Source organism: Microbacterium sp. VKM Ac-2923 (genome assembly GCF_022815605.1).
GTDB lineage: Bacteria > Actinomycetota > Actinomycetes > Actinomycetales > Microbacteriaceae > Microbacterium.
The window spans coordinates 223380-246486 of sequence record NZ_JALGRP010000006.1; the positions used below are offsets into that span (position 1 = coordinate 223380).

At 70.7% G+C, this 23107-nt stretch carries 21 protein-coding genes and 1 tRNA gene; 14 read left to right on the forward strand and 8 right to left on the reverse strand.

Annotated features, from left to right (window positions below; all coding sequences use genetic code 11):
- Positions 1–168 precede the first annotated feature (168 nt).
- The 5 genes from MT347_RS12150 to MT347_RS12170 all read right to left on the reverse strand — a co-directional run bounded on the left by MT347_RS12150 (position 169) and on the right by MT347_RS12170 (position 6607).
- On the reverse strand, positions 169–606 hold the full coding sequence (locus MT347_RS12150) for a heat shock protein transcriptional repressor HspR (RefSeq protein WP_243501446.1): 438 nt from the start codon (positions 604–606) through the stop codon (positions 169–171).
- Between the two features lie 78 nt (positions 607–684).
- A complete protein-coding gene (locus tag MT347_RS12155; RefSeq protein ID WP_243501447.1) occupies positions 685–1671 on the reverse strand; it encodes a DnaJ C-terminal domain-containing protein in 987 nt (328 codons plus the stop codon).
- Positions 1672–1682: 11 nt separating this feature from the next.
- Positions 1683–2297, reverse strand: coding sequence for a nucleotide exchange factor GrpE (locus MT347_RS12160; RefSeq protein WP_243501448.1), 615 nt, complete (start codon positions 2295–2297; stop codon positions 1683–1685).
- 9 nt (positions 2298–2306) lie between these two features.
- Entirely contained in the window at positions 2307–4181 is a 1875-nt protein-coding gene (gene dnaK, locus MT347_RS12165) for a molecular chaperone DnaK (RefSeq protein ID WP_243501449.1), read from the reverse strand.
- A gap of 650 nt (positions 4182–4831) precedes the next feature.
- Complete coding sequence (locus MT347_RS12170; RefSeq protein WP_243501450.1) at positions 4832–6607, reverse strand: DEAD/DEAH box helicase; 1776 nt, start codon at positions 6605–6607, stop codon at positions 4832–4834.
- Between the two features lie 128 nt (positions 6608–6735).
- Here MT347_RS12170 and MT347_RS12175 point away from each other — a divergent pair, with 128 nt between their 5' ends.
- Entirely contained in the window at positions 6736–8106 is a 1371-nt protein-coding gene (locus MT347_RS12175) for an MFS transporter (RefSeq protein WP_243501451.1), read from the forward strand.
- 238 nt (positions 8107–8344) lie between these two features.
- On the opposite strand, the gene MT347_RS12180 is transcribed toward MT347_RS12175, so the two are convergent.
- The gene (locus tag MT347_RS12180; RefSeq protein WP_243501452.1) at positions 8345–8851 is read right to left on the reverse strand and encodes a MarR family winged helix-turn-helix transcriptional regulator; all 507 of its coding nucleotides are present in this window, start codon (positions 8849–8851) and stop codon (positions 8345–8347) included.
- Between the two features lie 106 nt (positions 8852–8957).
- On the opposite strand from MT347_RS12180, the gene MT347_RS12185 reads away from it, so the two are divergent.
- From MT347_RS12185 to MT347_RS12240, 12 genes are all read left to right on the forward strand, one after another.
- A complete protein-coding gene (locus tag MT347_RS12185) occupies positions 8958–9779 on the forward strand; it encodes a MarR family winged helix-turn-helix transcriptional regulator (RefSeq protein WP_243501453.1) in 822 nt (273 codons plus the stop codon).
- A 241-nt stretch (positions 9780–10020) separates the two neighbouring features.
- Positions 10021–11736, forward strand: a complete 1716-nt coding sequence (locus tag MT347_RS12190; protein WP_374206532.1) for a nitrite/sulfite reductase — start codon at positions 10021–10023, stop codon at positions 11734–11736.
- Complete coding sequence (locus MT347_RS12195; RefSeq protein ID WP_243501454.1) at positions 11733–12476, forward strand: phosphoadenylyl-sulfate reductase; 744 nt, start codon at positions 11733–11735, stop codon at positions 12474–12476. Before MT347_RS12190 ends, MT347_RS12195 begins: the two co-directional genes overlap by 4 nt.
- Complete coding sequence (gene cysD / locus MT347_RS12200) at positions 12473–13390, forward strand: sulfate adenylyltransferase subunit CysD (RefSeq protein ID WP_243501455.1); 918 nt, start codon at positions 12473–12475, stop codon at positions 13388–13390. Before MT347_RS12195 ends, cysD begins: the two co-directional genes overlap by 4 nt.
- Positions 13390–14721: a sulfate adenylyltransferase subunit 1 gene (locus MT347_RS12205; protein ID WP_243501456.1), complete on the forward strand. Its 1332-nt coding sequence runs from the start codon at positions 13390–13392 to the stop codon at positions 14719–14721. The genes cysD and MT347_RS12205 overlap by 1 nt, the downstream gene beginning before the upstream one ends.
- Positions 14722–14785: 64 nt before the next feature.
- Positions 14786–15856 (forward strand): ABC transporter substrate-binding protein, encoded by a 1071-nt coding sequence (locus MT347_RS12210; RefSeq protein ID WP_374206531.1) that lies wholly within the window; start codon positions 14786–14788, stop codon positions 15854–15856.
- Position 15857: 1 nt separating this feature from the next.
- Positions 15858–16670 carry an ABC transporter ATP-binding protein gene (locus MT347_RS12215; protein WP_243501457.1) on the forward strand — a complete coding sequence of 271 codons (813 nt, stop codon included), beginning with the start codon at positions 15858–15860 and terminating at the stop codon, positions 16668–16670.
- Positions 16660–17550, forward strand: coding sequence for an ABC transporter permease (locus tag MT347_RS12220; RefSeq protein ID WP_243501458.1), 891 nt, complete (start codon positions 16660–16662; stop codon positions 17548–17550). Before MT347_RS12215 ends, MT347_RS12220 begins: the two co-directional genes overlap by 11 nt.
- On the forward strand, positions 17547–18473 hold the full coding sequence (cobA, locus tag MT347_RS12225) for a uroporphyrinogen-III C-methyltransferase (protein WP_308194233.1): 927 nt from the start codon (positions 17547–17549) through the stop codon (positions 18471–18473). Before MT347_RS12220 ends, cobA begins: the two co-directional genes overlap by 4 nt.
- Positions 18470–19846 (forward strand): FAD-dependent oxidoreductase, encoded by a 1377-nt coding sequence (locus MT347_RS12230; RefSeq protein WP_243501459.1) that lies wholly within the window; start codon positions 18470–18472, stop codon positions 19844–19846. The genes cobA and MT347_RS12230 overlap by 4 nt, the downstream gene beginning before the upstream one ends.
- On the forward strand, positions 19843–20166 hold the full coding sequence (gene fdxA / locus MT347_RS12235) for a ferredoxin (protein WP_243501460.1): 324 nt from the start codon (positions 19843–19845) through the stop codon (positions 20164–20166). The genes MT347_RS12230 and fdxA overlap by 4 nt, the downstream gene beginning before the upstream one ends.
- Positions 20159–21103, forward strand: a complete 945-nt coding sequence (locus MT347_RS12240) for an NAD(P)/FAD-dependent oxidoreductase (protein WP_243501461.1) — start codon at positions 20159–20161, stop codon at positions 21101–21103. Before fdxA ends, MT347_RS12240 begins: the two co-directional genes overlap by 8 nt.
- Positions 21104–21489: 386 nt before the next feature.
- Here the strand turns inward: MT347_RS12240 and dcd are convergent, their stop codons facing one another.
- A complete protein-coding gene (dcd, locus tag MT347_RS12245) occupies positions 21490–22095 on the reverse strand; it encodes a dCTP deaminase (RefSeq protein WP_243501462.1) in 606 nt (201 codons plus the stop codon).
- 240 nt (positions 22096–22335) lie between these two features.
- Here dcd and MT347_RS12250 point away from each other — a divergent pair.
- Positions 22336–22406, forward strand: a tRNA-Gly gene (locus tag MT347_RS12250).
- Between the two features lie 510 nt (positions 22407–22916).
- Here the strand turns inward: MT347_RS12250 and MT347_RS12255 are convergent.
- Positions 22917–23107: IS3 family transposase (locus tag MT347_RS12255; protein WP_243501463.1), on the reverse strand; the 191-nt coding region annotated here is incomplete at its 5' end.

Here is a 23107-nt window from a genome sequence, read left to right on the forward strand (position 1 = left end):
TGGCTGAGACTGTCGTAGCCGGCGACCGCACGGGCATCCGGTCCCTTCGACGAGCTCAGGGACCTGTCCGTGTGCGCCGGGCGAGGCGGCGGCCGCGGATGTCCGCGCCCCAGGGTGCTGAACCTGTCGACGCCACCGGAACCCCGGCATCCGGCATCCGGAGACGGATCAGTCGCCGTGCATGTCGCGTGGACGCCACAGCACGATGTCGGTGGCGCGGCGCACGCGGGCGCCGTGGCGGAGGGTCACGACCGACCCGGTGGCCCCGGCCGCGAAGACGCGGGCTCCGGGACGCGACTGGCGTTCGATCGTGAGCTGACGTTCGAGATCGTTCACTCGACGGGCGAGATCGTGCACCTGCTGCTCGAGGGTGAGCAGGCGTGCGATGGCGGGCAGGCTCATCCCCTCACCCGACAGCCGTGCCACCTCGCGCAACTGGCGCACGTGACGGCTCGAGTACCGACGCGACCCGCCCTGGGTGCGCGCGGGCACGACGAGACCGAGCCGGTCGTACTGTCGCAGCGTCTGCGGGTGCATGTTCGACAACTCCGCCGCGGCGGCGATGGCGAAGATCGGTGCATCTTCGTCGATCTCCCTCTCGGGCACGGTCTCTCCCTTCGTCGTGTCGGCGGTGGGTTCCCGGCATCCTCGCGTGCGGATGCCGGGAACCCGACTGCTGCTGTTCTATCGCGCTTTGGCCATGAGGTCGGCGCGGGGGTTCTCTTTCGGCTGGAGCGCCTGGAACCGCTCGAGCGCCTCGCGCGCGGCGTCATCCAGGTGCGCGGGGACGGCGACCTGAACCTCGGCGAGCAGGTCGCCCGCCCCCTTGGTCGACTCGATGCCTCGGCCCTTGACGCGCAGCACGCGGCCCGACGGGGTGCCGGGGGCGACGCGCAGCCGCACCGGATCACCGCCGAGGGTGGGCACCTCGATCGTCGCACCGAGGGCGGCCTCGGTGAAGGTCACGGGGACCGTCACGCGCAGGTTCTGACCGTCGCGCGAGAAGACCGGATGCGGGCGGACTGCGACGGTCACGACGATGTCGCCGTTCTCGCCGCCGTCCGGCGACTTCCGGCCCCGGCCACGCAGGCGGATCTTTTGGCCGTCGGAGACGCCGGCCGGGATCCTCACCTTGAAGGGCACGTTGTCCTCGCCCTGCAGGGTGATGGTCTCGCCCTTGGCCGCGGTCACGAAGTCGATCGTCGTCCGTGCGGTGACATCGGACCCGCGCTGCGGCCCGCCGAAACCGCGGAACCCCCCGGTCGTCTGACCGAAGCGGCCCGAGCCGAAGCCGCCACCCTGCTGGTCGAACATCGAGAAGATGTCCTCGAAGCCGGGCTGCGGCTGCCCGCCACCGCGCTGCTGACCGAACCGACTGAAGACATCGTCGAAGCCGCCGCCGCCCCCCGTTCCCGGAGCCGAGAAGCGCGCCCCCGAGCCCATGGCCCGGATCTGGTCGTACTCCTCGCGCTGCTCGGGGTCGTTCAGCACCGAATAGGCCTCGCTGATCTCCTTGAAGGTCGCCTCGGCCTTCGCGTCTCCCGGGTTCGAGTCGGGATGGTACTGCCGCGCGAGCTTGCGGTAGGTCTTCTTCAGATCGGCCGCGCTGACGCTCTTGTCGACGCCGAGGACCTTGTAGAAGTCCTTGTCGAACCAGTCCTGACTCGCCATTCGTCCTCCTCTTAGGCCGGCACGGCGACGACGACCTTCGCCGGTCGCAGTTCGACCGAGCCGAGGCGGTAGCCGACCTCGACGACCTCGAGGATCGTCGTCTCGGTCACGCCCGGGGTGGGTGCCTGGAAGATCGCCTCGTGCTGCTGCGGGTCGAAGACGTCGCCGACCTCGCCGTAGGACACCACACCGAGGCGCTCGGCCACCGCTCGGACCTTGTCGCCGATCGCGGCGAAGGGCGTTCCCTCGACGAGATCGCCGTGCTTGACGGCACGGTCGAGGTCGTCCATGACGGGCAGCAGGCCCTTCACGGCTTCGCCCTTGGCGCGCTCGATCTCGCGCTCGCGCTGGTCTTCGGTACGCCGACGGTAGTTGGCGTACTCGGCCTGCAGTCGCTTGAGGTCGATCAGCAGCGAGGCCTCCTTGTCGGAGGATGCCCCCTCTGCCGCGGCCTCGGGCGTCTGCTCGGCGCCGAGGATGTCGTCGATGGTCAGACCGTCGGCATCCGCATCGGCCGTCTCGGACTGCTCGCCCGACGGCGCGGGGCCGGAGGTGTTCTCCTCCGGCCCCGTCTCGTCAGGACCGGCGCCCGAGCCCGTGGGCTGTTCGTCGTCCTTGTGTGCCATGGTGTCTGCTTACTTCTTGTTCTCGTCGGTCGGCTCGTCGTCGACGACCTCGGCGTCGATCACGTCTTCCTCGGGGTTCGGCGTCTCGCCGTTGCCCGGCTGGCCCACGTTGGGGTCGGCGGGCTCGCCCGCGGCCTGCGAGGAGGCGTAGATCGCCTCTCCGAGCTTGCCCTGGCTGGCGTTGAGCTTGTCGAACGCGGTCTTGACCGCGTCGTCGTCGTCGCCGGCGAGCGCCGTCTTGAGCGCGTCGACATCGCCCTGCACCTCGGTCTTGACCTCGGCGGGGAGCTTGTCGTCGTTCTCTTTGATCAGCTTCTCGATCGAGTACGACAGGGTCTCGGCCTGGTTGCGGGTCTCGGCGGATTCGCGGCGCTTCTTGTCGTCCGCCGCGTTCTCCTCGGCCTCGCGCACCATGCGCTCGATGTCTTCCTTGGGCAGCGACGAGCCGCCGGTGATGGTCATCGACTGCTCCTTGCCGGTGCCCTTGTCCTTCGCCGAGACGTGGACGATGCCGTTCGCGTCGATGTCGAAGGTGACCTCCACCTGCGGGATGCCACGGGGGGCCGGGGCGATGCCGGTGAGCTCGAAGGTGCCGAGGGGCTTGTTGTCGCGGGTGAACTCGCGCTCGCCCTGGAAGACCTGGATCGCGACCGACGGCTGGTTGTCGTCGGCGGTGGTGAAGGTCTCGCTGCGCTTGGTCGGGATGGCCGTGTTGCGCTCGATGAGCTTGGTCATGATGCCGCCCTTGGTCTCGATACCGAGGCTCAGGGGGGTGACGTCGATGAGCAGGACGTCCTTGCGCTCGCCCTTGAGGACACCGGCCTGGAGGGCTGCGCCCACGGCCACGACCTCGTCGGGGTTCACGCCCTTGTTGGCATCCTTGCCCGTCTCTTTCTTGACGAGCTCGGCGACCGCGGGCATGCGGGTCGAGCCACCGACGAGCACCACGTGTGCGATGTCCTCGACCTTGACGCCGGCCTCGCGGATGACGTCGGAGAAGGGCTTGCGGGTGCGGTCGAGGAGGTCTTTGGTGAGGTCCTCGAACTTGGCGCGCGTGAGGGTCTCGCTGAGCGACACGGGGCCCGAGTCGGTGAGCGACAGGTAGGGAAGGTTGATGGAGGTCGAGGTCGAGCTCGACAGCTCCTTCTTGGCCTGCTCGGACGCTTCCTTCAGACGCTGCAGCGCGATCTTGTCGCCCGAGACGTCGACACCGGTCGTGTCCTTGAACTGCTTGATCAGGTAATCGACGACCCGCTGGTCCCAGTCGTCGCCACCGAGGCGGTTGTCACCCGAGGTGGAGCGCACCTGGATGGTGGAGAAGTCGTCGTCCTTACCCACTTCGAGCAGCGAGACGTCGAACGTTCCGCCACCGAGGTCGAAGACCAGGATCAGCTCGTCTTCCTTGCCCTTGTCGAGGCCGTACGCGAGGGCCGCGGCGGTGGGCTCGTTGATGATGCGGAGGACGTTCAGACCGGAGATCTCGCCGGCTTCCTTGGTGGCCTGGCGCTCGGCGTCGTTGAAGTACGCGGGAACCGTGATGACGGCATCCGTCACGCTGTCGCCGAGGTACTCCTCGGCGTCGCGCTTGAGCTTCTGCAGGATGCGGGCCGAGATCTCCTGCGGCGTCCACTTCTTGCCGTCGACATCGAACGACCAGGTCGTGCCCATGTGGCGCTTGACGCTGGAGATGGTGCGGTCGACGTTGGTGACGGCCTGGCGCTTGGCGGTCTCGCCGACGAGCACCTCGCCGTCTTTGGTGTACGCGACGACCGAGGGGGTCGTGCGGAAACCCTCGGCGTTGGCGATGACCTTGGGCTCACCACCCTCGAGCACGCTCACGACGGAGTTGGTCGTACCGAGGTCGATTCCCACTGCACGGGGCATATGTGTCTCCTTGCTTGTGAGCCGGGCGGATGCCACGACTCGGGGTTGGTGCGAAGTCTGTGCGCGGGTTGAGCCGCGATGACTCAAGGTTATCGCGGCCCCTCGAAGAGGTCAAGGCGACTTGATATGAATTGGCTCAACTTCGAGGTGCCAGGTCGGCGAGCCGGCGTCGTGCGGTTCCGCCGGCGTCCGGATCCCACGGCTCGGGGCGCGATCCGCCCGTCGGGGCGCGATCCGCCGCTTGGGGCGCGATTCGCCCGCCCCAAACGACAGAACCTGCCCCGAACCTGAAGAACCCGCCCGGACGCGCAGCACCGCACGCCTCACGCTCGGGCGGAGGGCGGACTCGACGAGTCGCGGCATCCGGATGCCACGGCTCGGGGCGCGATCGGCCGTTCGGGGCGCGATTCACCCGCCCCGAACGGCCGAATCCGCCCCAAACCCGAGGAACCCACCCGGACGCGCACACCTCCGCACGCCTCACGCTCGGCGCGGAGGCTCGGAGTCCGCGGAGTGCGCAGCGTCCAGAGTCCGCCCTATCCCGACGGAGACGACGTCGATCCCCCCTAACGCACGACGCCCCCGCGACCCGAAGGGCGGCGGGGGCGTCGATGGATCCCACGGACCCGGCGCGACGGCCGGGAGGCGGCTCAGTCGCGGTCGCGATCGCTTTCGCGACGCTGGGGACGGTCGCTGCGCTTGGCGGAGCGTCCGCCGCCGTCGAGGCGCAGGTCGATCAACTGGCCCGAGATGCGGGTGTCGGCGAGTCGGCCGATCGTGTCGCTCGACAGGTCGGCGGGAAGCTCGACGAGAGAGAAGTCCTGACGGATCTGGATCGCACCGAAGTCGTTGCGGCGCAAGCCCCCCTCGTTGGCGAGGGCGCCGACGATCTGACGGGGCTCCACGCGCTGCCGACGACCGACGGCGATCCGGTAGGTCGAGAAGCGTCCCGAGCTGTCTCGACGCGGGCCCCCTTCGCGCGAACCTCCGTCACGGGAACCGCCGTCGCGAGAACCGCCGTCGCGCGCGGGACGCTCGCTGTCGAAGCGCTGCTGGCGGAAGGCTTCGGCCTCGAGCAGCAGCGGGGTGTCGCCCTGGGCGACCACGGCGAGGGCCGCGGCCACGTCGCCCTCGGGCACGTCGTGGTGCTCGACGTAGTGCGCCACCACGTCGCGGAAGGTCGCGATCGCGGCGGTGTCTTCGAGGGCGGCGGTGATCGCGTCGTCGAAGCGGGTCAGGCGCGTGGCGTTGACGTCGTCGACGCTCGGCAGCGACATCTCGGTCAGCGGCTGACGCGTGGCCTTCTCGATCGCGGTGAGCATGCGGCGCTCGCGCGGGGTGACGAAGCTGATCGCGTCGCCGGTGCGGCCGGCGCGACCCGTGCGGCCGATGCGGTGCACGTACGATTCGGTGTCGATCGGCAGGTCGTAGTTGACGACGTGGCTGATGCGATCCACGTCGAGACCACGGGCCGCGACGTCGGTGGCGACGAGGATGTCGAGCTTGCCGGATTTCAGCTGGTTGACCGTGCGCTCGCGCTGCACCTGGGCGACGTCGCCGTTGATCGCGGCGGCGGTGTAACCGCGGGCACGGAGCTTCTCGGCGACCGTCTCGGTCTCGTTCTTGGTGCGGGTGAAGACGATCATGCCCTCGAAGTTCTCGACCTCGAGGATGCGCGTGAGGGCGTCGATCTTCTGCTGGTACGACACGATCAGGTAGCGCTGGGTGATGTTCGTCGAGGTCGCGGTCTTGGTCTTGACCGTGATCTCTTCGGGATCGTTGAGGTACTGAGCGGAGATCCGGCGGATCTGCGCGGGCATGGTCGCCGAGAACAGGGCGACCTGCTTCGTCTTGGGGGTGTCGGCGAGGATCGTCTCGACGTCTTCGGCGAAGCCCATCTTGAGCATCTCGTCGGCCTCGTCGAGCACGAGGTACTTGAGCTCGCTCAGGTCGAGGGTGCCCTTGTCGAGGTGGTCCATGATGCGGCCGGGAGTGCCCACCACGATGTCGACGCCGCGGCGCAGCGCCGACAGCTGCTGGCCGTAGCCCTGCCCGCCGTAGACGGGCAGCACCGAGACGCCCTTGATGTGGGCGGCGTACTTCTCGAACGCCTCGCACACCTGCAGGGCGAGCTCGCGCGTGGGGGCGAGCACGAGGGCCTGCGGGTTCTTGTGGCCGGTCTCCATCTGCGACAGCACCGGGAGCGCGAAGGCGGCGGTCTTGCCGGTTCCGGTCTGGGCGAGGCCGACGACGTCGCGACCCTGCAGCAGCACGGGGATGGTGGCGGCCTGGATGGCCGAGGGGGTCTCGTAACCGACGTCCTTGAGGGCCTTGAGCACGTTGGCATCCAGACCCAGATCGGAGAAGGTGAGCTGCGCGGGAGCGGTCTCCGCCTCAGCGGAGTCGACGGGGGATTCGGATGCCATGACTCCACGGTAGTCGGCTCCACGCCTGCGCGCGGGCGTGGGGATAACCTGAACCCGCCCGCCGATGTCGGCGCCGCGAGATCCCGGGCACCACCGGGCGTTCATCGAAGGGTCTTAGCGTGACCGACATGCCGTCCCCCAGGCCCGCTTCGCCCCCCGAACCCGCTCGCCGACCGGTCGTCGCCTGGGCCCTGTGGGACTGGGGTTCCGCCGCGTTCAACGCGGTCGTGACGACCTTCGTCTTCAGCACCTACCTGGCGAGCTCGCTCTTCGTGGATCCGGCCGTCGTGGCGGCCGCGAACGGCAACGACGACGACCCCGCACTCGTGCGCGCCCTCGCCGACAACGCCAGCGCCGTCGGCGTGGCTTTGATGGTCGCCGGCATCGTCGTCGCCCTCGTCGCCCCGGTGCTCGGGCAGCGCTCGGACGGCACCGGTCGCCGAAAGCTCTGGCTGGGAGTGAACACCGCGGTGGTCGTCCTCGCGATGGCGGCGATGGTGTTCGTCGAGGGCACGCCGGAGTACCTCGTGCTCGGCGCGACGCTCCTCGCGGTGGGCAACGTGTTCTTCGAGTTCGCCAGCGTCACCTACTACGCCATGCTCACGCAGGTCTCCACGCGCGAGAACATCGGCCGCGTCTCGGGCTTCGGTTGGGGCATGGGATACGTCGGCGGCATCGTGCTGCTGCTCCTGCTGCTGGTGCTGTTCATCCAGAGTTTCGGGGATCCGGATGCCGGGGGCCTGCTCGCCGTCACCGAGGAGGGCGGACTGAACATCCGGCTCGCGGTGCTCGCGTCCGCCCTCTGGTACGCCGTGTTCGCGATCCCGGTGCTGCTGCGCGTGCCCGAGATCCCGGCGCAGGACCGCCAGGTGCGTGTCGGCTTCTTCCGCTCGTACGTCGTGCTGTGGGGCACGCTCCGCTCGCTCTGGCGCGACAGCCGCCAGGTGCTGCTGTTCCTCGTCGCCAGCGCTGTCTTCCGCGACGGGCTCGCCGGCGTCTTCACGTTCGGCGCCATCATCGCGGCGCAGGTGTTCGGCTTCAGCTCTACCGAGGTGCTGTACTTCGCCGTCGCGGCGAACGTCGTTGCCGGTGTGAGCGTCATGCTCTCCGGTCGCCTCGACGACCGCTTCGGCCCGAAGCGCGTGATCATCGCCTCTCTCGCCGGCCTCATCGTGCTCGGCACCGTGATGCTGTTCATCGGCACGTCGCAGACGGGCTTCTGGATCGTGGGGCTGGGCCTGGGCCTCTTCGTCGGCCCGGTGCAGTCGGCCAGCCGTTCGTTCCTGGCCCGGGTGGCCCCGGAGGGTCGCGAGGGCGAGATGTTCGGCCTCTACGCCACGACCGGACGCGCGGTGTCGTTCCTCGCGCCGGGCCTGTTCGCGCTGTTCGTCGGGGTCACCGGCGACACGCGTCTCGGCATCCTGGGCATCGTGGTGATCCTCGCGGCGGGGCTGCTGCTCATGCTGCCGGTGAAGGAGAAGGCCGCCGTCGTCCGCTGACGACGCGCGTTCGCCGTTCGCCATGGCGCGCCGCGCCCCCCGCAGAAACAGCGACGCATAAACAGCGTCCGTGCGCAGAAACACTCCCACAGCGTGTTTATGCGCACGAACAGCGTTTATGCGCAGCTGGCCCCGCCCGGCCGGGACGTCTCGGGGCGCGATATCGGCCCGGAGCGTGGGATGCCGCGGACTCGGTCGCGAGGCGGGACGACGGCCCGGAGGGACGGATGCCGCCGGCTCAGTCGCGGGGCCAGGCGTCGGCGAACTTCGCCAGCATCCGCGCGAACTCCGCTCGCTCGGCCTCGCTGAAGGACTCCAGCGCCGAACGCACGGCGTCCCGTCGCCGTCCGCGGAACCCCGACACGAGCCCCTGTCCCTCGGGTGTGAGCCGCACGCGCGCGCGCCGCGCGTCGTCGGGGTCGGGTTCGCGCGCGACAAGACCCAGTTCGACCGACTGCTGCACCAGCCGCGAGGCACGGGGCTGATCGACTCCCACCGCGTCGGCGATCTCGCCGACCGACAGCGATCCGGATGCCGCGACGAGCGCGTCGAGCATGCGCAGACGCGCAGGTCCCCCGAAGCGGCCGTGCGCGGGGTCGGCCCACGGCGGCGCGCCACGGCCCCAGGGACCCCCATGACCGCCGTGCGGGTGGTGGTGCGCCTCGGGCGGGAACGGCGGCCGCGGGCGCCGGCCGCGCAGGCGCGCGAGAGCCGCGGCGATCTCGTCGGCGGGGTCGGTGGACATGCGGAGATTTTACATGTCGCTTGACAAGCATCAGGAATACATGTCACAGTACATTCGTTGTCACATGACATACACCGACGGATCTCCCGTCCACGAAAGGAACCTGATGAACACCCCCTCACCTTCTGATCCCCGCGCCCTCGCCCATCGCCTCACGACGATCGGCCACGCGCTGCACCACCGCCTGTTCGCGCAGCTGCACGACAGCGACATCCATCCCAAGACCGTGCTGCTGCTCGGCGCCATCGACGGACGCATCGACGCCCCCTGGGTCGCCGACCGCCTGGCGCGCGGCGGCAAGCGCCTCTCCGCGCTGGCCGACCGCGGCTGGGTCACCCGTGCCGACGACGGCTGGTCTCTGACCGACGACGGGCGCGCCCTCCTCGACCGAGTGGATGCCGAGCGTTCGGCCGTCCTCGCCGACGTCCCCGCCGAGCATCTCGCGAACCTGACCTCGGCGCTCGACGCCCTGGCGAAGGTCCTCGAGGTCGACGACGCCGAGGCGGCCGGTCCCGGCCGTCGCGGAGGCTTCCGGTACGGCTTCGGCGTCGTCCCCGGTGCCGGCATGCGCGGTTTCGGCCCCGACCCGCGCCGCGCCTTCGGCCCGAACGAGCACCGCGGTTTCCGCGTCGGCGAGCGCGGCTCCGACTCCGCCGCCCGCCACCCGGTGCACCCCGCCGACCGCGCCGGCTTCGGCCCCAGCGAGCGAAGCCACGGCGAGCACGTCCGCGACTCCCACCTTCACGACGAGCACGGCCACGGCATCCACGGCGCGCGCCACCACGGCGAGCGCGATCACGGCGAGAACGGCCGCGGAGGGCACCGCCCCGACCGCCGCCGCGCCCACGAACGCGCTTTCGAGCGCGGATTCGACGCCGGCTTCCAGCGTGGTCGCGAGGCGGGCTCCCCGCCTGCGGCGCAGGACTGACGACGCGGCAATGGGCCGCCGACCCCCCGACGTCCGCGACCGGATCCCCCGACGGGATCACGGTCGCGGACGTCGAACTACTGCGTCGCGGCTCCCTGCGCAACGTCTGCGGCGTTTCGTGACGTCCCGTGTCACTCCGCGACGCTGCGAGACGCACTCGCTGGCCCGCATCCGCAGCCCGCCTTAGCGTTCCCAGGTATGCCGTCGGCATGCAGCACCGGCGGAGCGAAGGAACAGCCGCATCGTGACCACCAGCCAGATCCCCCCGCGCGCCGCCGCCCGGCCGCCGCGGCCGTCATCCAAGCCCAACGGGCAGTGGAAGATCGACGGCCGCACGCCCTTGAACGGCAACGAGGAGTGGAAGCAGGTCGATGACGGCCTCGCGGTTCGAGGCCGCATCGAGGACATCTACGCCACGGGCGGCTTCGCCTCGATCGACCCGACCGATCTGCACGGTCGGTTCCGCGTCTGGGGCCTGTACACGCAGCGCAAGCCCGGCATCGACGGCGGTCGAACGGCCACGCTGACACCCGAAGAGCTCGAGGACGAGTACTTCATGCTCCGCGTGCGCATCGACGGCGGGCAGCTCACCACCGAGCAGTTGCGCGTGATCGCCGGTATCTCCCAGGAGTTCGGGCGCGACACGGCCGACCTCACCGACCGCCAGAACGTGCAACTGCACTGGGTCGAGGTCGAGTCGATGCCCGAGATCTGGCGTCGGCTGGAGGCCGTCGGGCTCGGCACGACCGAGGCGTGCGGCGATGTGCCGCGCGTGGTGCTCGGCTCGCCCGTGGCGGGCATCTCCGCCGACGAGCTGATCGACCCCACCCCGCAGATCGACGAGATCACCAGCCGCTTCATCGGCGACCCGACGCTGTCGAACCTGCCCCGCAAGTTCAAGTCGGCCATCACGGGGCACCCGAACCAGGACGTCGTGCACGAGATCAACGACGTCGCCTTCGTCGCGGTCGACCACCCCGAGCTCGGCATCGGCTACGACCTGTGGGTCGGCGGGGGTCTGTCGACCGCCCCGCGCCTCGGCGAGCGCCTGGGCGTGTTCGTCGCCCCCGAGCGTGTCGCCGACGCGTGGCACGGCGTGGCGCAGATCTTCCGCGACTACGGGTACCGGCGCCTGCGCAACAAGGCGCGGCTGAAGTTCCTCCTCGCCGAGTGGGGACCGGCGAAGTTCCGCCAGGTACTGCAGGACGAGTATCTGGGCTACGCCCTTCCCGACGGCCCCGCGGCCCCCAAGCCCGCCGCCCCCGGCGACCACGTCGGCATCCACCCTCAGAAGGACGGGCGCTTCTACGTCGGCGCGACGCCCATCGTCGGCCGCGTGTCGGGCACGACGCTCGCCCGACTCGCCGACCTCATCGAGGAGCACGGCTCGACGCGACTGCGCACGACCCCGCACCAGAAGGTCGTCATCCTCGACATCCCCGAGGACCGGGTCGAATCGCTCGTCGCGGGTCTCGACGACCTCGGCCTGCAGGCACGACCGAGCCTCATCCGCCGCGGCACCATCGCGTGCACGGGCATCGAGTTCTGCAAGCTCGCGATCGTCGAGACGAAGGTCAACGCCACTGCCGCGGTGCTCGAGCTCGAGGACCGCCTCGCGGGCTTCGACCTGCCGCACCCGATCTCGCTGCACGTCAACGGCTGCCCCAACTCGTGCGCGCGCATCCAGACCGCCGACATCGGACTGAAGGGTCAGCTCGTCACGATCGACGGCGAGCAGGTGCCGGGCTATCAGGTGCACCTCGGTGGGGGTCTCGCCTCCCAGGACCGTGACGAGGCCGGCCTCGGCCGCACGGTCCGCGGTCTCAAGGTCGCCGCCGACGGTATCGCCGACTACGTCGACCGGGTGGTCCACCGCTTCCTCGACGAGCGGGACGCCGCAACCGACGAGACGTTCGCCCAGTGGGCGCACCGCGCCGACGAGGAGGTCCTGCAATGACCGTGTCGCTCGCCCCCCGCGTCGCGGCGCGTCGCAACGCCGACGAGCTGAAGGCCCTGGCCGAAGCCGGCAACGTCGAACTCCGCAGTCTCGCCGACGACGAGGCGAGCCCCGCCGAGGTCATCGCCTGGGTCGCCCGCCATTTCGCGCCCGAAGCCGCCGCGGTGGCGTGCTCGATGGCGGATGCCGCGCTGCCGCACCTCGTGGCCGAGCAGCTGCCGAACGTCGACGTGCTCTTCCTCGACACGGGCTATCACTTCCGCGAGACCCACTTCACCCGCGACGAGGTCGACCGCGCCCTCGACGTGCGGGTCGTCGATGTACTCCCCGAGCAGACCGTCGCGGAACAGGATGCCGCCTTCGGCGCGCGTCTGTACGAGCGCGACCCCGCGCTGTGCTGCGCACGCCGCAAGGTCGATCCCCTGCAGGGGGCGCTCGGCGGCTACGAGGTGTGGTTCACCGGCGTCCGCCGCGACGAAGCCCCCACGCGCACGAGCACCCCGCTGGTCACCTGGGACGAGCGCAATGGCCTCGTCAAGGTGAACCCGGTCGCGGCGTGGAGCTTCGACGACCTCATCGGCTACGCCAACGACCAGAAGGTGCCGGTCAACCTCCTCCTCACCCACGGCTACCCCTCCATCGGGTGCGAGCCGTGCACCAGGCCGGTCGCCCCCGGCGAAGATCCCCGGTCCGGCCGCTGGGCGGGCCTGTCGAAGACGGAATGCGGGTTGCACACATGAGCGCTGTGTCCACGGCATCCACTGCCCTCTCCACCCTCGACCTGCTCGAGGCCGAGGCGATCCACGTCATCCGCGAGGTCGTCGCCGAGTTCGAGCGACCCGTGCTGCTGTTCTCGGGCGGCAAGGACTCCGTCGTCGTGCTGCACCTGGCGACCAAGGCGTTCGCGCCCGGCCGCGTGCCCTTCCCCGTGCTGCACGTCGACACGGGCCACAACTTCCCCGAGGTGCTGCGTTTCCGCGACGAGACGGTCGAACGCCTGGGCCTGCGCCTCGAGGTCGCCCGCGTGCAGGACTCCATCGACGACGGCCGTCAGCAGGAGCGCGCCGACGGCACGCGCAACCCGCTGCAGACGCTGCCACTGCTGGATGCCATCGCCGCCGGCCGCCACGACGCCGTGTTCGGCGGGGCTCGCCGCGACGAGGACAAGGCGCGCGCCAAGGAGCGCATCATCTCGCTGCGCGACGAGTTCGGCCAGTGGGACCCGCGCAACCAGCGCCCCGAGCTGTGGAGCCTCTACAACGGCCGCCACACCCCCGGCCAGCACGTGCGCGCCTTCCCCATCTCGAACTGGACCGAGCTCGACATCTGGCGCTACATCGAGCGCGAGGACATCGCCCTGCCCCCGCTGTACTTCGCGCACGAGCGCGAGGTGTACCGCCGGGGCGACATGTGGCATCCGGTCGGTCCGTTCTCCCCGCCCCGCGAGGGCGAGACCGTCGAGGTGCGCACGGTCCGCTACCGCACCGTCGGCGACATGAGCTGCACCGGAGCGGTCGAATCGGATGCCGCCGACCTGACGTCGATCGTCGCCGAGGTCGCCCGCACCACCATCACCGAACGCGGTGCCACCCGCGCCGACGACCGCCTCAGCGAGGCGGCCATGGAGGATCGCAAGAAGGACGGGTACTTCTGATGTCGCTCGACACCCTCGAGGCACCGGTCCGAACGACCGAGCCGACGCTCTTCCGCTTCGCCACCGCCGGCTCCGTCGACGACGGCAAGTCCACTCTCGTGGGGCGCCTGCTGCACGACGCGAAGGCGATCCTCGCCGACCAGCTCGAGCAGGTCGCGCGCACCTCGGCCGACCGCGGATTCGCGCACGGCGCGTTCGACTTCGCGCTGCTGACCGACGGCCTGCGCGCCGAGCGCGAGCAGGGCATCACGATCGACGTCGCCTACCGCTACTTCGCCACCGGCACGCGGTCGTTCATCCTCGCCGACTGCCCCGGGCACGTGCAGTACACGCGCAACATGGTCACCGGCTCCACCACGGCCGACGCCGTCGTCGTGCTCGTCGACGCGCGCGCCGGAGTCGTCGAGCAGACGCGCCGCCACCTCGCCGTCGTCGCGCTGCTGCGCGTTCCGCACGTGATCATCGCCGTGAACAAGATCGACCTCGTCGACTTCGCAGCCGAGGTGTTCGACGACGTCTCGGCGCAGGCGAAGGCCGTCGCCGCCGAGCTCGAGATCGACGATCTGCACGTCATCCCGGTGTCGGCTCTCGAGGGCGACAACATCGTCGACCGCTCGGGCCGCACGCCCTGGTACGACGGCCCCGCGCTGCTCGAACTGCTCGAGTCGCTGCCGTCGGCCGACGAGTCCGCACGCGACGCCGAGCCGTTGCGCCTGCCCGTGCAGTCGGTCATCCGTCCGCAGGGGGGCCTCGCCCCCGAGCTCGCGGCCGACCCCGCGACGGCCACGGCCCTGCGCGATTACCGCGCGGTCGCCGGGCGCATCTCGCGCGGCGCCGTGCGGGTGGGCGACGAGGTCGAGGTCTCGGGCTCCGGCGTGCGCACGGTGGTGCGCGGCATCCGGGTCGCGGGCGTCCCCGCCGAGCGCGCCGTGGCCCCGCAGTCGGTGTCACTCGAGCTCGCCGACGACGTGGATGCCGCCCGCGGCGCCGTCGTCGCCTCGGCGGGGACCCTGCCCGCCCCGCGTCGAGACGCCGAGGTCGAGCTGTTCCAGCTCGACGCACGACCCCTGACCCCCGGCGCACGCGTGCTCGTGAAGCACGGCACGGCCACGGTGCAGGCGATCGTGGCGTCCATCGACTCGCGATACGACCTCGACGCACTCACCCACGTCGATGCCGACCGGCTCGAGACCAATGACATCGGCCGCGCGCGCCTGCGCCTGGCCGCCGACCTGACGCTGGAGCCCTACCGCGACAGCCGCCACGAGGGCTCGTTCCTCGTCATCCATCCGTCCGACGGCGCGACTCTCGCCGCCGGGATCGTGCGCTGAGGCGCACACTCACCGCGGGCACCGACCGGCGCCCGCGACCCGAAGCCTACGAAGGAGGCGAACCGTGAAAACACTGCGCACCGCGACCGCGATCACAACCCTGGGACTGATTGCGGCGATGATGGCCGGCTGCGCCACCGGGCCCGCCGCCTCCGCCGAAAGCGCCGACCAGGGCCCCGCCGCAGAGCTCCGCCTCGGCTACTTCGCCAACGTCACCCATGCTCCCGCGCTCGTCGGCCTGCAGGAGGGCCTGCTGCAGGACGCGCTCGGAGACACGAAGCTGTCGACAGAGGTGTTCAACGCCGGTCCCGCCGCCATCGAGGCCCTCTCGGCCGGAGCGATCGACGCCACCTACATCGGGCCGAACCCGTCGATCAACACGTTCATCCAGTCCCGCGGCGAGTCGGCGCGGATCATCGCCGGCGCCGCGACCGGCGGTGCCGCCCTGGTCGTGCGCGACGGCATCGACAGCCCCGCGGACCTGAAGGGCAAGACCCTCGCCACCCCGCAGCTCGGCAACACGCAAGACGTGGCGCTGCGCGGCTGGCTCAAGGAGCAGGGCTTTCAGACCGACACCTCGGGCGGTGGCGACGTCACGATCACCCCGACCGAGAACGCCCAGACCTTCCAGCTCTTCAAGGACGGTCAGCTCGACGGCGCGTGGCTCCCCGAGCCGTGGGTGTCGCGGCTGGCCGTCGACGCGGGTGCGAAGGTGCTCGTCGACGAGGCCGACGAGTGGCCCGATGGGCAGTTCCCCACCACCGTGCTGCTGGTGCGCAAGGAGTTCCTCGACCAGCACCCCGAGACCGTGTCGAAGCTGCTCGCCGGCCACGCGGCATCCGTGACCTGGATCGCCGACAACGCCGGCACCGCCGCGGGGGTCATCAATGCGCAGATCACCGCCGACACGGGCAAGCCGCTCGCCGACGCCGTGATCGCCCGGGCGCTGGAGCACGTGACGTACTCGGTCGATCCGCACGCCGACACCTTCTCGACGCTGGTCGAGAACGGCGTCGAGGCCGGCACGCAGAAGGAAGGCTCCATCGAGGGCCTGTTCGACCTGCGGCTGCTCAACGCGCAGCTGACCGAGAGCGGCCAGTCGGCGATCTCGGCCGCCGGCCTCGGCGAGGAGTGACATGACCACGGCCCGCACCGACGCCACCGGGCACCACGCCCCCGCCGCCGGCCCTGCCGCGGCCACCGGCACCGCCACCGCACCCGCGGTGCGCATCGAGGGCGTGTCCAAGCGCTTCGGTGCGGGCCCGGTCGTCCTCGACGACATCACCCTCGACTTCGCGCCCGGCGAGTTCGTGTGCCTGCTCGGCGCCTCGGGCTGCGGAAAGTCGACCCTGCTGAACCTCATCGCCGGCCTCGACCGCCCCACCGCGGGACGCATCGAGACGCCCCCCGAGGGTTCGGCGGTCATGTTCCAGGAGTCGGCCCTCATGCCCTGGCTGAGCGCGCGCCGCAACGTCGAGCTGGCCCTGCGCCTGCGCGGGGTGCCGCGCGCCCGTCGGCGCGACGAGGCCCTCGCGCTGCTCGACACCGTCAACCTCGCGGATGCCGCCGACAAGCGCCCGCACGAGCTCTCGGGCGGCATGCGCCAGCGCGTGGCCCTCGCCCGCGCCCTCGCGCAGGACCGGCCCGTGCTGCTCATGGACGAGCCGTTCGCCGCCCTCGACGCCATCACCCGCGACCTGCTCCACGAGGAGCTCGAGCGGGTGTGGCGCGCGACCGGTCGCACCATCGTCTTCGTCACCCACAACGTGCGCGAGGCCGCCCGCCTCGGCCAGAGGGTCGTGCTGCTGGGCAGCCGCCCCGGCCGCGTCGTCAACGAGTGGCGCATCGAGCGCACCGAGGGCCGCCGCATCGAGTCGCCCGAGGTCGCCGCCCTGTCGGTCGAGATCACCGACGAACTGCGCAAGGAGATCCGCCGCAATGCGCGCTGACACCACCGCCTCCCCCGACGACCTGCGCAGCCTCGAGGCGGGCCTCGACAACCTGCAGACCACGACCGACGCGGGCGCCGGCCGCTGGCGCACCTTCTGGTCGAGCGTGCTGCCGCCGATCATCTTCGTCGTGCTGTTGATCGCCGCGTGGCAGCTCTACATCGTCATCGCCGACCCGCGCCCCGACAAGGCCCCCAGCCCCGCCGACGTGTTCGGCGCGCTGACCTACGCCTGGGACACCGGCCGCCTGCAGGAGGCCGTGCTGACGAGCCTCGAGCGCGGCATCCTGGGCTTCCTCATCGCCATCGTCATCGGCACGCCCATCGGTCTGCTGCTGGCCGAGGTGCGCCCGATCCGTCGCGCGGTGGGCCCGATCATCTCGGGACTGCAGGTGCTGCCGTCGGTGGCGTGGGTGCCCGCCGCGATCATCTGGTTCGGACTCACGGATGCCACGGCCTACTTCGTCATCCTGATGGGCGCGATCCCCTCGATCGTCAACGGCCTCATCGCCGGCGTCGACCAGGTGCCGCCGCAGCTGCGGCGCGTCGGCACCGTGCTGGGCGCCTCGCGCTGGCAGCTCGCGACCTCGGTGATCCTCCCCGCCGCCCTCCCCGGCTATTTCGCCGGACTCAAGCAGGGCTGGGCGTTCTCGTGGCGCTCGCTGATGGCGGCCGAGATCATCACCTCGGGTGGCACGATCGGCTTCGGCCTGGGCACGATGCTGCAGCAGACGCGCGACCTCGCCGACCTCGCCGGCGTGCTCGCCACGATCGTCGTCATCCTCGGGATCGGCATCCTGATCGAACTCGCCTTCTTCGGCCCCATCGAGCGGCGCATCCTGCGCGGTCGCGGCCTGCTGGTGTCGGGCGGGGCGCGATGAGCGGGTTCACGGAGGGGGCGGATGCCGGTGCGTCCGTGACCTCGACCGTCGCGGACGCTGTTCGCGCCGACTCGTCGGCCTCGGTTTCGGATGCCACGATGCTCCGCGCTGCGCCAACGCCCGGGGCCGCGGCATCCGGGGTCGTGTGGCTGGTCGGGGCCGGACCCGGCGATGCGGGCCTGCTGACCGTGCGAGGGCTGCGCGCGCTCGAATCCGCCGACGTCATCGTCGCCGACCGCCTCGGCGCGCGGGGCGTCCTCGACGGGCTCGCCGCCGAGGGCGTGCACCTTACCGCCGAGGTGATCGACGTCGGCAAGCTCCCCGGCCATCACGCGGTCCCGCAGGATGCCATCAACGCCCTGCTCGTGCGCGAGGCCCTGGCCGGACGCACCGTCGTACGCCTGAAGGGCGGCGACCCCTATGTGTTCGGCCGCGGCGGCGAGGAGCTTTTCGCGTGCCAGGAGGCCGGTATCGACGTGCGGGTGGTGCCCGGCGTCACGAGCGCCGTGTCGGTGCCCGCCCTCGCCGGCATCCCGCTCACCCACCGGGGAGTGGCGACGAGCTTCACCGTCGCGACAGCCCACGACCAGATCACCTCGCTCGGCGGCGGGCGCGACCACACGGTCGTGCTGCTCATGGGTGTGGGGACCCTCGCGCACTCGGCCGTCGTCCTCGCTCGCGGCGAGCGCGGCGCCGACTGCCCCGTCGCGATCGTCGAGGACGGCTTCGGCGCCCGCCAGCGCGTCACCGTCGGCACCCTCGCCACGATCGCCGCGCAGGCCGCCGAGCGCGGGGTGCGCTCCCCCGCCGTCGTCGTCGTCGGCGACGTGGTGCGCTTGAGCCCCTACGCGCCGGCCGCCCTGGCATCCCTCGATCTCACCTTCGACCCGCTCGCCGTTCCCCGAAAGGCCCCTTCGCTGTGACCTCGTCTTCTCTCACCTCGCTCCGTGTCGCGATCATCGGCGCCGGCCCCGCCGGCATCTACGCGGGCAACATCCTCACGCGCGCGGTGACCGACGCCGGCGGCACGGTCGCGATCGACCTGTTCGACTCGCTGCCCGCGCCCTACGGCCTCATCCGATACGGCGTCGCCCCCGACCACCCGCGCATCAAGGGCATCGTCGACTCGCTGCACGAGATGCTCGACTCAGGCATCACCCGCTTCATCGGCAACGTCGAGGTGGGCCGCGACATCGCGGTCGACGAACTGCACGCGCGCTACGACGCCGTCATCCTCGCCACCGGCGCCCTGCGCGACGCGTCGCTCGACATCCCCGGCATCGACCTGCCCGGCTCCTACGGCGCGGCCGACTTCGTCGCCTGGTACGACGGCCACCCCGACGTGCCCCGCGACTGGCCGCTGGACGAACGCGAGGTCGCCGTGATCGGCAACGGCAACGTCGCCCTCGACGTCGCCCGCGTGCTCGCCAAGCACGCCGTGGACCTCCGCTCGACCGAGATCGCCGACAACGTGCTGCACGGCCTCGAGGCCTCCGCCGTCACCGACGTTCACGTGTTCGGTCGCCGCGGACCCGCCGACATCAAGTTCACTCCCATCGAATTGCGGGAGCTCGGCGAACTGCCGAACGTCGACGTCGTCGTGCACGACGAGGATTTCGCGGATGCCGACCCCGCCCAGGCCTCCAACAACCAGCTCAAGGTCATGCTGCGCGTCCTGAACAGCTGGCGCACGCGGGAGCAGACCGGCGCGAGCCGCCGCCTGCACCTGCACTTCTACCACTCCCCCCTCGCCGTGCTCGGCGAGACCGGCGTCGAGGGCCTGCGCTTCGAGCGCACCGAGCCCGTCGGCGACGGCACCGTGCGCGGCACGGGTGAGATCCGCGAGGTCGCCGTGCAGCAGGTATATCGCGCGGTCGGCTACTTCTCGAGCCCCGTGCTCGGGGCGCCGTTCGACGCCGTGCGCGGCGTCGTGCCCAACGTGGAGGGGCGCGTGGTCGAGAACGACACCGTGGTGTCGGGGCTTTACGCGACGGGCTGGATCAAGCGCGGCCCGGTCGGCCTCATCGGCCACACGAAATCGGATGCCATGGAGACCATCGCCCACCTCGTCTCCGACATCGAGGCCGGCGCCCTGTCGGCCCCCACGGTCGACGGCGACGTTCTGGATGCCCTGGCCGAGCGCGGCGTGGAGTTCACGACGTGGGAGGGCTGGCGCATCCTCGACGCCCACGAGCGTGCGCTCGGCGCCGCGCACGAGTACACGCGCGAGCGGGTCAAGGTCGTGTCGCGCGAGGAGCAGGTCGCCGTCTCGCGGTCGGGAGCGCTCGTCCCGTGACGTACGTGATCGCCCTCCCCTGCGTGGACGTCAAGGACCGCGCCTGCATCGACGAGTGCCCCGTCGACTGCATCTACGAGGGCGAGCGGTCGCTCTACATCCACCCCGACGAGTGCGTCGACTGCGGCGCCTGCGAACCCGTCTGCCCGGTCGAGGCGATCTACTACGAGGACGACCTACCCGAGGAGTGGGCGGACTACTACAAGGCGAACGTGGAGTTCTTCGACGACATCGGCTCGCCCGGTGGAGCCGCCAAGGTCGGCGTCATCGCGAAGGACCACCCGGTCGTGGCGGAGTTGCCGCCGCAGGCGCATGACTGAACCGGTGCCGGGTCTCACCGCCGACGTTCTAATCGTCGGCGGGGGTCCCGCGGGACTGTCGGCCGCGCTGAACCTGGCCCGCGCCCGCGCCTCGGTCGTCGTTGTCGACACCGGCCGGCCCCGCAACGCCGCGACCCTGCGCTCGCACGGCTTCCTCACCCGCGACGGCATCTCACCTATCGAGCTGCGCAAGCTCGCCCGCGAGGAGCTGCGCGCCTACGACGGGGTGCGCATGCTGGATCGGTCATCGGTGGCGCGGATAGAGACGGATGCCGACGGCTTCGTCGCGACCCTCTCGGGACGTGCCGCGACGGCATCCCCTCTCCTGACCGCGCGCACGGTCGTGGTGGCGACGGGGCTACGCGAGACCCTTCCCGACGTGCCGAACCTGCGCTCGTTCTACGGCATGTCGGTCTTCAGCTGCGCCGCGTGCGACGGGTGGGAGCTGCAGGACCGGCCGGTGGCCCTCATCGGCGAGACGCCCGACCTCGCCGACCGTGCGCGGCTGCTCACGCGCTGGACGTCGCAACTGACGGTGTGCACCAATGGCGCCGCCGTCATCGATCCGGCCGATGAGGCCGAGTTGGTGGCGTCCGGGATCCGCGTCGAGAGGCACACGATCGCCGACCTCGAGGGCGAGCGCGGGCAGGTCGCGGCCGTGCGCTTCGCCGACGGCTCCTCCCTCGCGGTCGCGGGGGGTTTCGTGCGGCCGACGTGGCACGCGGCCCACGATTTCCTCGACCCGCTCACCCCCGACTGCGATGCCGACGGGCACCTTGTCACGGACCGCTCCGGCCGCACGTCGGTGCCGGGACTGTACGCGGCGGGGGATGCCGCGGCTCCGGGTCCCCAGCAGCTCATCGTCGCGGCCGGCCAGGGGGCGCGGGTGGCCGCGGTGCTGGTGCAGGACCTGCTGGGCGTGCGGACGGCGCACTGACGCGGGGGACCCGGGGGCTGGCGGGTGGGCGCGGTGTCGGGCTCGGCGCCGGCGTGGCGCCACCGCGGTGTCGGGCTCGGCGCTGGTGTCGGTCACGGCGCTGGCGTCATCGGCGTCGCGAGATGACCCGTCCTGCGCGAGATGACGCGGTTTTCCGCGCAAACGCGTGTGACCTCGGCGAACGGGCATGATGTCGGCGCGGGCGCGCGGCAGACCGCCGGCCGGGGCCGCGCGGCCGGGGCCGCGCGGGCGGCATCCACCGGATACCGTCCGCGAGATCACACACGATTCGCGAGACGACACGCCTTCGCGCGCAAAGACGTGTGACCTCGGCGAAGAGGTGTGATCTCGACGCGGGATGGCGCCGCATCGATGGGCGACGTCGGTCAGCCTCCGAGCGAGCCCGCGTCGGTGGAGCCGACGTCGGTGCGGTGGAAGTTCAGCGCCGAGCGCGACGCGGTGGGACCGCGCTGGCCCTGGTACCGGTTGCCGTAGGGGCCCGAGCCGTAGGGGTTCTCGGCGGGCGAGGTAAGACGGAAGTAGCAGACCTGGCCGATCTTCATGCCCGGCCAGAGCTTGATGGGCAGGGTGGCGACGTTCGAGAGCTCGAGAGTGACGTGGCCGGAGAAGCCCGGGTCGATGAAGCCAGCGGTCGAGTGGGTCAGAAGGCCGAGTCGACCGAGAGACGACTTGCCCTCGAGTCGCGCGGCGACGTCGTCGGGCAGGCTGACCCGCTCGTACGTCGACCCGAGGGCGAATTCACCCGGGTGAAGAATGAAGGGCTCGGTGGGATCCACCTCGATCAGGCGCGTGAGCTCGGGCTGGTCTTCCGCGGGATCGATGAAGGGGTACTTGTGGTTGTCGAAGAGCCGGAAGTAGCGGTCGAGCCGCACGTCGATGCTCGAGGGCTGCACCATGGCGGGGTCGTAGGGGTCGATGCCGAGGCGCTTCGCGTCGAGTTCGGCCCGGATGTCGCGATCGGAGAGCAGCACGGCCCCAGCCTAGGGGCGGTGCCGGGCGCCCCGCCGCCGCGTTTCGACGGGTGACCGGGCGCCGGGGCCACCCGCAGGGCACGCGCGCCGCGAGACCGCAGTCGTTTGCCGAGACCGCACTGGTCTGACGGCACTCGCATACGGCCTCGGCGAGCGGATGCGGTCTCGAGCACGGATGTCCGGATGCCACGGGATGCGGACCGGACGCTGTTATGCTGGCCGGGTTGCCGTGAGGCATCCGGGGCTGTAGTTCAATGGCAGAACTTCTGCTTCCCAAGCAGATAGCGCGGGTTCGATTCCCGTCAGCCCCTCAAAATGTCACTTCCGAAGCCAGGCCAGACAATCCACGTTCAGGTCAGACCGTCAATCGGACCGTGCAACCACCCGGCGTGGATTCGCGGCCAGCTGCCTCAGCAGCCCTCCGGCGGGTTGGATGGCGACTTGGGTAGCGCCCCCTCCGCGGTGAGTTCTAGCGAAACCACCCAGCGCGTGGCTGGCGAACGGTAAACCCGGCGCGAGCCACGCGCCCCATGGTCATCGCCTCACTCCCGCGCTCGGGCTCGCTCCTCCTGAGACGGAATCCCGGCAACCGGGTGCACCCTGGACACCCCAGAGCGTCGCAAGGGGCGCCGTCCACCCTGGCCCCGCTGTCGAGGTTGAACACCGGAAGATGGTCCTCGACGAGAGCCTCATCCGCGACCACGGTCTCGCTGGGCTGTACCGATCTCTGGTTGACATCCCGGTAATGGGCTCAGCCCCTGCCGACGACAAAGACCGCGGCATCGAGAGGACGTGGGCGTGAACCGGCCTGACTTTCGTTCCTAGTGGGGGCTTTGTCCGACAAGTGCCGGCTGGCCTGATTCTTGGTCAGCGTAGTACGCGTTCTCGACCTCGATGGGGGTGCGCATGTCGAGCTCGCCGTGGAGTCGCTGGTTGTTCCACCACCACACGTACTCGAGGGTCGCGAGCTCGACCTGCTCGACGGTTCGCCAGGGGCCGCGCTGACGGATCA

What these genes read in the sequence shown, in the direction of transcription:
- MT347_RS12155 (WP_243501447.1), bottom strand. Translation starts at nt 1,671, where the DNA reads ATGGCGAGTCAGGACTGGTTCGACAAGGACTTCTACAAGGTCCTCGGC.
- MT347_RS12160 (WP_243501448.1), bottom strand. Translation starts at nt 2,297, where the DNA reads ATGGCACACAAGGACGACGAACAGCCCACGGGCTCGGGCGCCGGTCCT.
- dnaK (WP_243501449.1), bottom strand. Translation starts at nt 4,181, where the DNA reads ATGCCCCGTGCAGTGGGAATCGACCTCGGTACGACCAACTCCGTCGTG.
- MT347_RS12170 (WP_243501450.1), bottom strand. Translation starts at nt 6,607, where the DNA reads ATGGCATCCGAATCCCCCGTCGACTCCGCTGAGGCGGAGACCGCTCCC.
- MT347_RS12175 (WP_243501451.1), top strand. Translation starts at nt 6,736, where the DNA reads ATGCCGTCCCCCAGGCCCGCTTCGCCCCCCGAACCCGCTCGCCGACCG.
- MT347_RS12180 (WP_243501452.1), bottom strand. Translation starts at nt 8,851, where the DNA reads ATGTCCACCGACCCCGCCGACGAGATCGCCGCGGCTCTCGCGCGCCTG.
- MT347_RS12185 (WP_243501453.1), top strand. Translation starts at nt 8,958, where the DNA reads ATGAACACCCCCTCACCTTCTGATCCCCGCGCCCTCGCCCATCGCCTC.
- MT347_RS12195 (WP_243501454.1), top strand. Translation starts at nt 11,733, where the DNA reads ATGACCGTGTCGCTCGCCCCCCGCGTCGCGGCGCGTCGCAACGCCGAC.
- cysD (WP_243501455.1), top strand. Translation starts at nt 12,473, where the DNA reads ATGAGCGCTGTGTCCACGGCATCCACTGCCCTCTCCACCCTCGACCTG.
- MT347_RS12205 (WP_243501456.1), top strand. Translation starts at nt 13,390, where the DNA reads ATGTCGCTCGACACCCTCGAGGCACCGGTCCGAACGACCGAGCCGACG.
- MT347_RS12215 (WP_243501457.1), top strand. Translation starts at nt 15,858, where the DNA reads ATGACCACGGCCCGCACCGACGCCACCGGGCACCACGCCCCCGCCGCC.
- MT347_RS12220 (WP_243501458.1), top strand. Translation starts at nt 16,660, where the DNA reads ATGCGCGCTGACACCACCGCCTCCCCCGACGACCTGCGCAGCCTCGAG.
- cobA (WP_308194233.1), top strand. Translation starts at nt 17,547, where the DNA reads ATGAGCGGGTTCACGGAGGGGGCGGATGCCGGTGCGTCCGTGACCTCG.
- MT347_RS12240 (WP_243501461.1), top strand. Translation starts at nt 20,159, where the DNA reads ATGACTGAACCGGTGCCGGGTCTCACCGCCGACGTTCTAATCGTCGGC.